Annotated in this window: 18 protein-coding genes and 1 tRNA gene; 17 read left to right on the top strand and 2 right to left on the bottom strand. The window is 54.5% G+C overall.

Translation table 11 applies throughout. From position 1 onward, the window contains the following. Positions 1–39 precede the first annotated feature (39 nt). Positions 40–501: an ATP-binding protein gene (locus AC1DM5_RS27005; RefSeq protein WP_477976129.1), complete on the bottom strand. Its 462-nt coding sequence runs from the start codon at positions 499–501 to the stop codon at positions 40–42. 695 nt (positions 502–1,196) lie between these two features. Between AC1DM5_RS27005 and AC1DM5_RS27000 the strand changes: the two genes are divergently transcribed. The 7 genes from AC1DM5_RS27000 to AC1DM5_RS26970 all read left to right on the top strand — a co-directional run bounded on the left by AC1DM5_RS27000 (position 1,197) and on the right by AC1DM5_RS26970 (position 5,164). Further along, the gene (locus AC1DM5_RS27000) at positions 1,197–1,475 is read left to right on the top strand and encodes a hypothetical protein (protein ID WP_477976127.1); all 279 of its coding nucleotides are present in this window, start codon (positions 1,197–1,199) and stop codon (positions 1,473–1,475) included. A 125-nt stretch (positions 1,476–1,600) separates the two neighbouring features. After that, entirely contained in the window at positions 1,601–1,744 is a 144-nt protein-coding gene (locus tag AC1DM5_RS26995; RefSeq protein WP_477976125.1) for a hypothetical protein, read from the top strand. A 438-nt stretch (positions 1,745–2,182) separates the two neighbouring features. Beyond that, positions 2,183–2,428 carry a hypothetical protein gene (locus AC1DM5_RS26990; RefSeq protein WP_477976123.1) on the top strand — a complete coding sequence of 82 codons (246 nt, stop codon included), beginning with the start codon at positions 2,183–2,185 and terminating at the stop codon, positions 2,426–2,428. Positions 2,429–2,598: 170 nt separating this feature from the next. Next, positions 2,599–2,910, top strand: a complete 312-nt coding sequence (locus tag AC1DM5_RS26985; protein ID WP_477976121.1) for a hypothetical protein — start codon at positions 2,599–2,601, stop codon at positions 2,908–2,910. Next, a complete protein-coding gene (locus AC1DM5_RS26980) occupies positions 2,907–3,029 on the top strand; it encodes a hypothetical protein (protein ID WP_442207655.1) in 123 nt (40 codons plus the stop codon). Before AC1DM5_RS26985 ends, AC1DM5_RS26980 begins: the two co-directional genes overlap by 4 nt. Positions 3,030–3,330: 301 nt before the next feature. Further along, positions 3,331–3,687 (top strand): hypothetical protein, encoded by a 357-nt coding sequence (locus AC1DM5_RS26975; protein ID WP_477976119.1) that lies wholly within the window; start codon positions 3,331–3,333, stop codon positions 3,685–3,687. A 451-nt stretch (positions 3,688–4,138) separates the two neighbouring features. After that, complete coding sequence (locus tag AC1DM5_RS26970) at positions 4,139–5,164, top strand: NAD-dependent epimerase/dehydratase family protein (RefSeq protein ID WP_477976117.1); 1,026 nt, start codon at positions 4,139–4,141, stop codon at positions 5,162–5,164. An 11-nt stretch (positions 5,165–5,175) separates the two neighbouring features. Here AC1DM5_RS26970 and AC1DM5_RS26965 read toward each other — a convergent pair whose 3' ends face one another. Then, positions 5,176–5,793, bottom strand: a complete 618-nt coding sequence (locus AC1DM5_RS26965; protein ID WP_477976115.1) for a class I SAM-dependent methyltransferase — start codon at positions 5,791–5,793, stop codon at positions 5,176–5,178. A gap of 159 nt (positions 5,794–5,952) precedes the next feature. Here AC1DM5_RS26965 and AC1DM5_RS26960 point away from each other — a divergent pair. From AC1DM5_RS26960 to AC1DM5_RS26915, 10 genes are all read left to right on the top strand, one after another. Beyond that, a tRNA-Val gene (locus AC1DM5_RS26960) sits at positions 5,953–6,028 on the top strand. Positions 6,029–6,899: 871 nt separating this feature from the next. After that, positions 6,900–7,379 (top strand): hypothetical protein, encoded by a 480-nt coding sequence (locus tag AC1DM5_RS26955; protein ID WP_477976113.1) that lies wholly within the window; start codon positions 6,900–6,902, stop codon positions 7,377–7,379. A gap of 159 nt (positions 7,380–7,538) precedes the next feature. Beyond that, entirely contained in the window at positions 7,539–7,829 is a 291-nt protein-coding gene (locus tag AC1DM5_RS26950) for a CopG family transcriptional regulator (protein WP_477976111.1), read from the top strand. A 61-nt stretch (positions 7,830–7,890) separates the two neighbouring features. Next, positions 7,891–8,490 (top strand): hypothetical protein, encoded by a 600-nt coding sequence (locus tag AC1DM5_RS26945; protein WP_477976109.1) that lies wholly within the window; start codon positions 7,891–7,893, stop codon positions 8,488–8,490. A gap of 349 nt (positions 8,491–8,839) precedes the next feature. After that, positions 8,840–9,274: a hypothetical protein gene (locus AC1DM5_RS26940; RefSeq protein WP_477976107.1), complete on the top strand. Its 435-nt coding sequence runs from the start codon at positions 8,840–8,842 to the stop codon at positions 9,272–9,274. Next, entirely contained in the window at positions 9,271–9,588 is a 318-nt protein-coding gene (locus AC1DM5_RS26935; protein WP_477976105.1) for a hypothetical protein, read from the top strand. Before AC1DM5_RS26940 ends, AC1DM5_RS26935 begins: the two co-directional genes overlap by 4 nt. Positions 9,589–9,966: 378 nt before the next feature. Next, complete coding sequence (locus tag AC1DM5_RS26930) at positions 9,967–10,236, top strand: hypothetical protein (RefSeq protein ID WP_477976103.1); 270 nt, start codon at positions 9,967–9,969, stop codon at positions 10,234–10,236. Positions 10,237–10,341: 105 nt separating this feature from the next. Further along, positions 10,342–10,536, top strand: coding sequence for a hypothetical protein (locus tag AC1DM5_RS26925; protein ID WP_477976101.1), 195 nt, complete (start codon positions 10,342–10,344; stop codon positions 10,534–10,536). Positions 10,537–10,626: 90 nt separating this feature from the next. Beyond that, positions 10,627–10,998, top strand: coding sequence for a thermonuclease family protein (locus AC1DM5_RS26920; protein WP_477976175.1), 372 nt, complete (start codon positions 10,627–10,629; stop codon positions 10,996–10,998). A gap of 101 nt (positions 10,999–11,099) precedes the next feature. Continuing rightward, positions 11,100–12,056, top strand: coding sequence for a hypothetical protein (locus tag AC1DM5_RS26915; protein WP_477976099.1), 957 nt, complete (start codon positions 11,100–11,102; stop codon positions 12,054–12,056). Positions 12,057–12,187 lie beyond the last annotated feature (131 nt).

Here is a 12,187-nt window from a genome sequence, read left to right as displayed (position 1 = left end):
CGGTCATGACGATGACCGGACATTCGGTGCGAACAATTGCTACACAATTACAAGGCCCACCACTTGCAGCATCTTAGAGCTGGATCGATCGTTTTTTCCCGACGGACCGCTTTCGATGCCGACTTTCGCCATGGTTTTCGGCGATCTGCTTGACAAGGCTGAGCCCCAGACCCGCGCCCCCAGCTCTTCGGAACCACGCGGGTAAAACGGTTCGAAAACAAGGTCCTGATATTCCGGGGCGATGCCCGGGCCTTCGTCGGCGACGATCACTTTGCCGCCCGACAGGACCACGACCTCGATCATTCCTTTGCCGTTGTCGTGGTCGATAGCATTGCAGATGAAGTTCCTGATCGCTCTGTCCAAGGACGGGGCGTTGCCCTTGCGTTGAAGGCTCTCCACGTCGCTATCGAAGGGAATCAGATAGGCCGTGCCGAGCGCCAAAGCCGCAAGATCTGCGACCGCCGACCGTGCGAGGTCGACGAGATCAACGGTTTCGTCCATGTCGACAGCCTGATCGTGCGGCGCGCCTGCTCCGGCATGCGGATAATGAAAAGGCCGCCCAAAGATCGGCCCGGATTGACGATAAACAGTGATGCGCGTAATCGACCCGCCGCCATGCTCAGCCCTGACGAGGTGGCAACGGGGAAGGCCCGGTCAGCACGAGGGACCGCGCCTCTGCCTTTTGCGAAATCTCCGACATTTTAAGGATATCTTTCGGCCACCGACCGCTGCAGTCTTCCGTTGCGCCGAGCATGGGGCTGGTTACTCACGGCGAAGGCACTGGCGATCTCCCTTGGAACGGGTCGCCGGTGCCACTACGGGTACGTGCCGGGTAGTGCTATGCGGTTTTGCGGGCTGTATCTCGCTTATCCACCAAGCCGGCAATGATCAGACATGTGCCGATAACCGTCTTGCACATGAATGATAAAGTTACCAGAGACCATGTTTCGGCGCTGCTTCTCGGCCACAGCCCGAGGGCAATAAAAATCACCGTCACGCCTAACGCGATGGCGATGTTCTCTGATACGAATCGATGGCTCGGTTTTTTCCTCATCTCGCTGCTTTAGTATTCCAAGCACATCGGCGCAATGTCGCTTTCACCGGAACCCGGATTGTAATTAGCGTTGAGTTCATGCCCGTTGCGGCGTCGTGTTGCACCGGGTAGAACTGCACCGCGCGTTTTGGAGGTATGATCAATGGCATGGACGCATATATTCGAAACTGAGATCGACGGACGAAGGGTCGAGGGCTTCAGGTACGAAGAGGGCGATCTGAAGGTAGTAACTGTTCAAAAGACGGACTATTTCGGCGACGTAATCAAGGACGATTCATCCATAACAATCGCAGGCCCAATTCTCGCCGGCGAAAAAATCGAAATTCATGCTCCAAACTCTAACGAGCTCCATCAAGAGTTGATCATCGACGGAGAGTTCTCAGAAGCGCACGCCGTAAAGATAATTGCACTGTTCGACTGAATTTGTCGGCCAGCTGGAAATGAGCAGGTTATTCGTGCCGCGGAAGAGGATTGGGGTCCCCTCAGATCCGAGGGTTAGAACTCCCGCCAGGACCGTGTTGTTCTCCTCACAAACAGGAGGCAACCATGAGATCAATCCAAACGGCAGTGCAGATCGACAGCGAACATTGGCTCGTCATTTTCATCCATGAAAATGGCATCGTTTCAAGGGTGATGGATAGGGACGATTTCATCAACTTGATAACCACCGAAACACAGGTCGGTCACTGACCCGAATGAACGATGGAAGTATGGGACTTTGGTCCGATTGCAGACCGCGCTCCTTCCGCTAATTTCTGTCCTGCTGGCGCCTTCAGAGTCGGCACGAAAAGGGTGTCTTTCCCTGACCGGGAGGCACCCTTTTCAATTCGCCGTCAAGAAATCCGACAGGGCGCCGCCGATCGTAGGGATGGCGGGAACTGACCTACGTCCGCACACTCAGCCCTGACGAGGTAGCAAAAGGTGAGGCCGGTCAACACGAGGGATCTGGCCTCCTGCAAATGGCGAAATCTGTGACAATCTACGAATCTCGTTTCGCGGGTTGCCGGCGCGGTATTGCTGGGCACCACGTATAACGTTTCGGAGACACTGTTTTTATTTTAGTTATCCATTATATGCATTTTAGTGAAATGCGCCCGGGGACACGCGGCAAGCGTGGAGATTTCAATCATGAACGATGGGAACTCCCTGATAGAAGCTGTGATCGATGGCTTTGTGGCCGTCGTGCTTTTCTTCGGTTTGGCAACCCTGATTGCGCTGGCTGCAGCAGTTGTGTCTGCAATCGGTCACGTTGCGGGGTTCTCCCACGAACTGAGTGTGACAGGCTCGCTCTTCGCGACATCGGGCATTCTTTTACTGTCGACTATTTTGGCAGTTCTCGTTTCGATCGCTATTCAACATCTCAGCTTCGACTGAGTGCCGGAATCTCCGGCTGGTAGTTTCCCATTATGGAGAGGTCGATGCGCTCGGCAGTCTCATGACCTGTCCATGCGCTCCATACGACCCCATCTGTTCCTTTCGCATTGCAGCAGCATTACACGCAGAAAAGCAAACCCAGTCATGTTCCTGCAATTGTCGAAGCCCAAATGGAAAGCCATGCAACTGGGAAACGGCAGGGCATGACCACATCCGACCTCATCTTTTGGAACAGAGCTATGGCGTCAAAACGGACAGCAAGACGAGCTGCGGCGCTGCTGGTTATCGGATCCATCCAACTTGCCATCATGATCCTTGAGGCGGCATGCGGCAAGCCCGGCACCGGGCAATGGCTGATCATCCTCGTCCTCAGAAGGGACGGAAGGATCGTCGATGTCTGGACAGGCAAGGTGCGGATGGCCGAGATGAAACTGGGTCCCATGCGATTTGGATCCCCAAGACGGATCGGCGTGCAGCCATGACACGCAAGACCATGCTTCACCTGCTCGCAAACCTGTTCTTCGCGACGATCCTGTTCGGTGCGCTTCTCGGAGGTCCCATCGTGATGCTCATTTTGATTTCGGAGCGGCTTGCGCTGTGACGATGCCGAAACGACAGCTAGGATATTCCGGTGCGCGGCATCGTGCAAACTTGCGTTGATGCAGACATGCCGCATGATCCCATCGGGTGACGGCTATGCGGAGATAGACGGCCCGGAGCGCTAAACAAATCAAAATATCTCTCGTGATGACATTGCCGAGCGCGTTGGAGAATATCGCGACAACATCACCACCGGCGGAAGGGCATGGCCACGTTCCGCTCGCTCAATTCTATCCCTCGATCACGACCTACCATCAGAGGGTCATATTCACGCAAAGGAACACGTAATGCGCACAGTTCGCTTGCCAAGCGACCGCTCTTCTTGCCGAGTTTTCATGCCATTGCTCGTCCTTGCAATTTTTGCCGGCGCACCGGCGCGAGCCGAAGAACCTCTTGCCGGCGTGATCGCCGACGGCAAGCCGTGGGAGATGGTCGTCGTCAAACGAAAAGCCTCAAACATCCTTGTGTTTCGTCCGGATGGCGGTGGAACGATCAGCGACAGCCTGGTGAGCATAAGTCCGACCTGGAGGGCCGCTCCGGACGGGATTTGCATAAGGCCGCGGCCGGGGGATGCCGAAAAATGCCTTCAACTGACCCGGACGAAAGCCGGCATCGAAGCGTCGCAGAACGGCAGGACCGTTTGGGTGCTCAAGCGATGAAGCACACTCATGCAATCACGTTTTCGGAGTTGGCGGCGGGAGGGAGCATATAGCCATGGACGCTCTGTTCCCTGAATCCGACCTCGTCCTGTTGTGGGAAGGGCCGCTCGGCCTCTGCGCCATCGCGTCGGCGATCCCACAAATATCGGTCACATCACTCTGTGAGGAAACGCCTTCTCAGAGGTTCCTCGGGCACAGGTGGCAAGATATTGCCATAGAAATAGAGCTATATGTGTTCGAGCCGATTGTTCACACGACGATCTCAAGAGATTGCTACCGACATCAGCCCCTGTAATCGACGTAGCGCCGTCTGTGCGCTCGCCTTGGACCGCTTAAAAGCCCCGAAAATCCAGGTGATTGTTGATCTTGGGAGCATCTATCCGATAAGTGAAGCGATCAAATACGGATTCGGCTACTTGCCATCGGCAGGAGACCCGAGAAAAAGGTAGAAATGCGCTACTTCATTACGGGAACAGCAGGCTTCATTGGCTTTCATCTAGCCCGCCGGCTGTTGCAGGACGGGCATGAGGTAACAGGCTTCGACGGACTGACGCCCTATTATAATGTCAGGCTGAAGGAGATGCGCCATGCCGCGCTGACCCAATATCCTGCCTTCCATCCAGTCGTTGCCATGCTCGAAGACAAGGCAACGCTGGAAGCCGCCGTTTCAGCTGCAAAGCCAGAAGTTCTCATTCATCTGGCAGCACAAGCCGGCGTGCGTTACAGCATCGAAAACCCGCAAGCCTATCTGCGTTCGAACATCGAGGGCTCCTGGAACATTCTGGAGCTGGCAAGCCGCATTGAGCTTCGCCATCTCATGCTTGCCTCGACCTCCTCGATCTACGGCGCCAATGCGACCGTCCCCTTCCGCGAGACCGACCGCGCCGACGAGCCACTGAGCTTCTATGCCGCCAGCAAGAAGTCGATGGAGCTGATGGCGCACAGCTATTCGCATCTCTACAAGATTCCGACCACGGCCTTCCGCTTCTTCACCGTCTACGGCCCGTGGGGCCGGCCCGACATGGCGCTCTTCAAGTTCGTCAAGAACATGATCGAGGACAAGCCGATCGAGATATATGGCAAGGGCAATATGAGCCGCGATTTCACCTATATCGACGATCTCGTCGAAGCCGTGGTCAGGCTGTCAGACGTCATCCCCTCGGAAACCAACCGTGTTGCCGATGCAGGAATTGAAACGCTTTCGCATCAGGCCCCCTTCCGCATCGTCAATATCGGCGGCGGGCAACCGGTCAGCCTCATGGACTTCATCGAGAAGGTCGAGAATGTAATGGGGCATGGAGCAAAGCACGTCATGCTTCCCATGCAAAGGGGCGACGTGCCCCGCACCTTTGCAAGCCCTGACCTTCTCCTCGCCCTGACAGGCTACCAGCCGAACACCCCTCTAGAAATAGGCGCCAAGGCCTTCGTCGAGTGGTATCTGGAAGCCAGGCAGGAACTCGGCACGATCGATATGTAAGCTCCTGACGGCTATCGCGATGCGCCGATACGCTTGAGGCAATAGGAAAAGTGAGCATCCGGCTCGAGCGTCAGAAATTCGAAGCGCCAGCCGTACGCCACGCAGAACTTGTTGACCGCCTCGACAACCCCATAGACGACGGGTTTGACCGTGTTACCCGTGCAGAAATCGTGACCTGCGATTCTGCCATCCGGCTTCACTTTGCGGTCCGCCAGCAGGAGCTCCTGCCATGTAAGCGCGAAGGAATGATCGGTGTCGATATAGACCCAATCGAACGTGCCGTCGTCGAACTGGGACAGCATATCGAGCGACGTACCCTGGCGAATGACAACGCTGCCCTCGGCGATCTCCTGTCCGAATTTGCCGTTGATGATTTGAAGACCTTCTGAGTATCGGTCCATATTCCAGGGATCGATGAGGTAGAGCCGCTGCGGCTGGTTGCGTGCAACGATCTCCTCGCTAAAGGCGCCCTCTGCAACTCCCAACTCAGCAACGATCCCGCCTTTCGGCAGCTTGTCGAGAAGCTTGCCACGATCGGGAAGCAACTTTGCTTCATCTGTGTGGGCGTAATCCAGAAATGTCCGGGGGGTGCTCTGCCGAAGGGCCAGCCGCTGCTCTCGCGTCGTCATTTTTGCTCCGAATGTTTTCAACCGCACCTCTACAGAGAATGCCCGCTAGGGGGAAGAGCGGCGCCCACAAGCAAATTGCACAGAAACTCAAAAAGAGGCTTGCGGTTCTTTCTCAATATCGTTAGAGACGCTGCACCGAACGATGATACAGAGCATCGAGGGCGATTAGCTCAGTTGGTAGAGCGCCTCGTTTACACCGAGGATGTCGGGAGTTCGAGTCTCTCATCGCCCACCATTTTTCTCATTAAAAATCGGCTTTTTACATCGCAATATCAATTCCTTATGTCTGACTTCGCTGTCGCAAATTCCCTCACCTAACCTCCCAAAACACCCTTTGATTCTAAAGGGAAACCCGAAACGAGCCCCTCACCCATCGCGCTCGTTTGGACGGTGTAGCCGAAAACTCCATCTCCCCTTGTTCTTGAGACCGCGGCACTTTTCGCGCTTCACGGATTTGATACAGTACCGATGCGGAAAAGGGAGTTTCTATGGCAGTGTCAGCTGACACTTGTGAGCTTTGGGCCAACGATCGATGGCAATTGGTCTCAGTTATCGACGTTCTGGAAAAATGGTCTGAGCGGAAATTGAGATGCGTAGAGTGCCACGGCGCGGTGCGAGCACATAGAGCAAGCCTCGACGGTGTTTCGCCAGCACATTTCGAACACAAATCGGCTCACCGTGGATGTAGCCTCTGCCACATCTATGCAGATGGCGCGCCACGGACGCGTCATCCAAAGCCCCTAGACTGATATGCTCGATGCGAATGAAGCGTATATTTCTTGGCCATGCGTCTTAGGGCGCAAATTAGCGAGATGAGGCATCAGGAAATGGATATGACGATTCAGAACCCTGCAGCGGCCACCTCGACCCGCCCGCGTCTTCGTCGAAGCGATGTCCCCGCCTACCTAGCCTCAACTCACGGGATTGATGTCGCGGTCTCAACGCTTGCGAAATGGGCGACAGTCGGTGGCGGCCCGGTCATGCAGTACAGTGGTCGCATCCCACTCTACAACATAGCGGACCTGGACGAATGGGCGAATTCGCGGCTTTCGAAAAGGGTTCGATCTACGTCTGAGGCTCGTTAGGCTCAAACTTCCTGAAACGCCATGACCCTCAAGGACCGGCTGGACAAGCCCATCACAGCAAAGCGCATCGAGCGGGCGCTCAACCGTATGGCAGAGATTATCGTGACGCTTGGGAAAGAGGGCGAACAGCTCCTGCCGGGTTACGAACGACTTGAAAGGGAGCTGGCTGACTATCAAGCGCGCGAGCAGAAAATGAACGAGGTCCGCGAGCGCGCCAAAAAATCGAAGGCAGCGCGATCGATGAAGGGGGGAAACCCTATGGACGATCCATCTCCGGAGAGAGCTCGAAAACAAATCGATGAAGCGATTGCATTTCACGAAGCTGAGATCGAAGCAATCGAGGCCGGCCGCCTAAGGCACCAGACCAAAACTGGTGACGATCCATGGCGCGACACGACTGAACAGATTTTGAATCATCATAAACGGTCGAAGGAAATGCACGAGCAACATCACAAGCTGTTGGACGAGTCTCAGACATTCCGCGGGCGGGGACCCGGGTAAGCTGATGGTGTGCCGTTTCATTTGCCTGTCTCTGATAGCTTCCCTTCTCGGCGGCTGCGCCTATTATTTTTACCCCGCGCCTCCCATAAAGCATGCAGTGATCGAGTACGATTCTAGCTGCGGCGATTGCACCAAAGAACCACAGTCGGCCGAGATACCATGATCACATCCGACACCGCCACCCGTCTCGAAGATGCCGCTGATCGGATCGCCGACATTTCCAGGGCTGACCTGCAGATCTTGCTCCGCCGCGCCGCGTTGCTATTGCGCAACTCCGGGTCGATCGCCTTCGATGATGACATGGAAGAAGCTCTTCGGGATCTGTCTGACGAGTTCGGCAAGACGCGCAATGATACCGTTCGGCTCATCGTCCGTGAGTGGATGGAGAAGAACACCTATCTGCCGGTTCATGAGCTCGACGAAGACGGCGAAGTTGATGGGACCGCTTGACGAAGATGGAGTAATTTCGCCCGAGCACCATGGTAGCGGATTTGGATGAGGGGCGTCAGGAATGTCGATCTTGTTAAGAAGTTTGTCGCTACTGGTTGGAATAACATTGGCAGCGCCAGCCTTTAGCAAATGCTTAACCGCCAATGAGACCAAACAGGGCGTCCTGCTGACCAGAGGAGTGCCTTTCTATTCCGTATTCTACAAGCCGAACGGTCCAGGCCTCACCGAACAACGACTGATGGAGAGTAATCATTCGCTGCAGCCGGTGTCGGCTGTATATCTGCATCCCTTGCTCGTCGAAAAGAGAGTTGGTGCCACAACGCAAGAACTGAAATATGCGAATGCGATTGCGTTGGACGATCTACCACAGAAGAAGAATTGGAAATCCGACACTACGCTTTTCCTCAATGGCAAAGAGTCCGTTTCGGGTACTACCTTTATTAGGTTCGACGGCTGGGGAGAGGAAACTATTGCTGTTTGTTCGTACAAAGTTTGGGCCATCAATAGCCGTCTGGAATTGACCGGATTGCCTCCGATAATTTTCGAACAATATTATTCCCCTGAGCTTCGTCTCGTTCTTCGTTCGGTAAGGCTAAACCCCTCCAATCAACCGATGAGCGAGGTTCGATTTGATCGATTTGAAATTGGCTGGAGCAACTGATTGGTCTTGATCCGGTTGTCGGCACGAAAGTTGGCAGGAGACGTGGCCATTTTGCGAGGAAGTGATAAGTCGCAAACCAGCACCAGTTTGATTGACCTGCTCGCAAGCGCTGCCACTGTGTCGAGCAACACGAACTGGAGCCCGCCATGACCCCTGCTCGTTTCACCGAATGCCTTCTGCACATCCGCTGCAAGCCGAAGAAGTTTCACCCGCTGGCAAGGTGACCTGGACCTAAAGACTGTAGAGAAGCCAGAAAAAGTCAAAACAAAGTCTCGACTCCCGCGCGAAATTTGCAATTAGATGCACGCGGGTTAAGGGTGCAGCACAAAGCTGCTGGTCGGGGGATATTTTGAAAATCGGATTTTTGGCGCGCACTGCAGGCGCCGCTGTACTTTCGCTCGCAATATCGAGCTGCACTACCACGCCTGCTGAATTTAATGCGAAGCCATCGGCCGTAAGTAAAGCTGCACTCTGCAAGACGGCATTGGAAACGACAGATCCGGCGTTCCAATTCCAGCTCGTTTCAGAAGTGAATCGGCGCGGGATGAGCATGCTGGAATGTCAGCAGATGGTTGCGCAACAGAAAGAAGCAGCGGCGGCGCTGGTCGGGCTTGCATTGGTCGGAACGGCTGTTGCGGTATGCGCGAACGGCAACTGCGGCGGTGGTGGCTATACGCCTTACAGACGGTATCCAGGAAACTGCCAGTACGATTGGCAATATGATGCCGCAGGAAATCGCTGCGGCCATCGCAGTGCCTATTCGCGTCCGGGAGGATGGCAATGAGGCGTTTCGGATTTCTGGCTTCCGCAACCTTCTTCGGGGCGATGTCGGTTCTGCCAGTTTCGCGGGCTTATGCCTATTGTTCGGAACCGAGCGCGCCATCTTGCGCAAGCGGTTACGGCGCGTTTGAACAGTGGGAGTTCGACAGCTGTAAAAGCGAGATGGAATCTTACAAGGATGATGTTGAGAGCTTCATGCGCTGCAACAACGATGAAGCGGAAGAGGCCCTGGAAAAGGCTCGCAACGACAATCAGAGCGCTACGTCAGATTTTAACGATGCAGTTGAAGCCTTCAATCGCCGCGCAAGCGGGGGATGAATGGGCGTCACCGCGAATATGAAAGGCCGCAGCATTGCGATATTCAGCCGCTATCCTGACCGTTGTGACTGCTTTAGTGTCGTGTAGTACAACTTCACCCTATAACACGCCAGAACTTCGCCGCCATTCGTCGGCCGCAAATGCATTGGGGAAATGCTTGGAGCGGACGACAAAATCGTATCTAGTTTCAAACAAAGATGCAGAAAAAGTCGCCTCAATGCTTGATAACTCATGCATGACGGAACGAAAGGCAGAGTTGGATGCTAGACTCGCGGCCGGTTTGCCGTTGAATTATTTCGACTACGGAAAAGGGCGCCACGAAGTCTCCTTGTGGTGGGCTCGCCATGATTAGCAGCAGCGGTTGATGGAGAAGCTTCATTGAGCGAAGACCGTGATCAGCTCTGGCTCGGCCTGTGCGTTGTGGGCGGCTTTTGCGCCTACAGCTGGTACTGGTACATCAGATCCATCATTTTCTACCGCAAGAACGGTTTCGATTTCAGCAAAGATTTCGGGCCTGATATCTATCTGTCACGGTTCGCGCATGAGCGCTTCCTAGCGTCGCCGAAGGTAAAGTTCTTCGTCGCTATGCCGATCGTGCTGCTGCTGACGTCCTTCCTATTGATGTTCATAATTCTGCGTCTGATTTGAAAGCATTGAGCTTTGCATGGTTGCGGACGATAGCGCCGAGAAAATAATCCAGCCGATAACCACGGCGTGTGTCGTGCGAGTGGAAGCCATGACGAGGAGCACGGCATGAAGGCAGACGAGAACGACAAGATCCGAGCGATCATCGAGGACGCCATCATGCAACTTTGCACCGTGGGATACACCAAAGACGGTGCGGCCGGTTGTTTAGTTGCGCAGGGAATAATTAGAATTGAAGACCGGCAGAAGCGCAAAGACCTTGCCGCCTTCGTTGCCCAGCACGCAGAAGCTCCGACCGGTTAGTCGCGGCTTGGGGAGCCCTTTCGGGGCTGGAGCGGACTGCACAGCCAGTTCTATAGGTTGAGGGGCGAACGGGGAGATGAAAAAAGCATGATGATTGCGTCAGCGATGATGTGTGCGAGCCTGGTTGCCGTCGACGGCGACACCGTGCGCTGTGACGGGCAGCTCATGAGATTGCTGGGAGGAGGAGTTCCGTTCCAATGGGGCATAGACACCCCGGAGATCGGATCGCACGCGAAGTGCGTCAAGGAACGGAAGCTGGCGCTAATCGCCAAGGGAAGGCTGAAAGAGCTTTTGGATGAGCGCGGCCTGCGGATTGAAATCAAGGGCTACGACAACACGCCGAAGCGTCGGCCGCTCATCAACATCTACCGAACGAATGGGGAAGAGATCGGGGCCAAGTTGCTCGATGAGGGTTTTGCCCGCGAATGGCGCCCGCACCATAGAAACGATTGGTGTAATTGATGGGTTAATCCATAGTATGACGCCCGCTACAGCTATCGATGTATGTTTTTATCTATTAGCCGGACCGAGCCGATAGTATAAGATGTCGATCCTAGCGGGAAATGTTTGAACCAAAGATTGAAACAGTTGCGTCGATGACTGATCAAAAGCGCGAGCCGGTTAGAACCGGAGACTTGCTTGCTGTGGTCGACACCTGGCGACCCCAAGCGGCCGCCTTGCTCGTGGATCGAATATACGTCCCCTCTCCTTTATACCTTGAAGGTCTAGAAAATCATCTGTCATTCGACAGAGCCCCTCCTCCAGAAATCTGCTTTGACGTTGGCGAGATTGGACTCAGTTCCCACCATTTCTTTATGACTGCCCTGGAGGCTATACGCGAAATTTATGGGGAAGCCGCCTTTCAAACACCGACGGACGAGCAGGTTCAAGACCCGCAAACCACCACGAGGACTCTTCAGTTGCAGAGCTCTGCGATCCGGAGCGCCGGATATCGTTGTTTTACCATATTCGGCGAGCGATCATCAGAATATCATGCGCTTCCCGAAGGTGATGATTTCGTAATAGCCGCCTTAATAAAGAACATTCCTGTGGTTGATTCTGAGACTTTAAGTTGGCGGCAAATTCTAGAATTTAAGTCAGATAGCATATCATCGAACGCATACCGCGCGTTTCACTTGTGGCTCAATGACTTTAAGCCACGCTCTGAGCGTGAAGCTGTCGACCTTATTGGGAAGAAATTGCACGAGTACGAGCTCGCCATTCGGAAGCACGGGTTGGTAACGACAAGAGACACTGCCAAACTGATTACGACTCTTCCTTCTCGTGTCGGCGCTTTTAGCGCAGGCTTTGGTTTAGGGGGCACAACAGGAGTGGCGCTCGGCTTATCAAACGCGCCGTTATTGGCCGTTATCGGCGCTCTGTTGTTTGGCGGGGTCTCACTGGGTGGAGATATTGTTGCGATGCTATCCGAACGTCGTATTCGCAAGGCCGATATAGCTTACGGCCCCTCAAGCGAACTTGCTTACCTTCAGCAAATTTCGGAGCGTTTTGAGAGATAAGGATACCGCAAAAAGCGTTGTGATGAGCGGCGCGGCGGGAAGTCGGACTTTGGTCCGATTGCAGACCGTGGTGCGTCCGCTAATTTTCTTCCTGCTGGCGCGCCAGAGTCGGCAAGAAAAGGGTGTCTTCC

This window comes from Rhizobium sp. 01T437 (genome assembly GCF_056398505.1).
The sequence above is the reverse complement of the archived record's forward strand: the minus strand, read 5'-3'. Positions and strand labels throughout refer to the sequence as shown.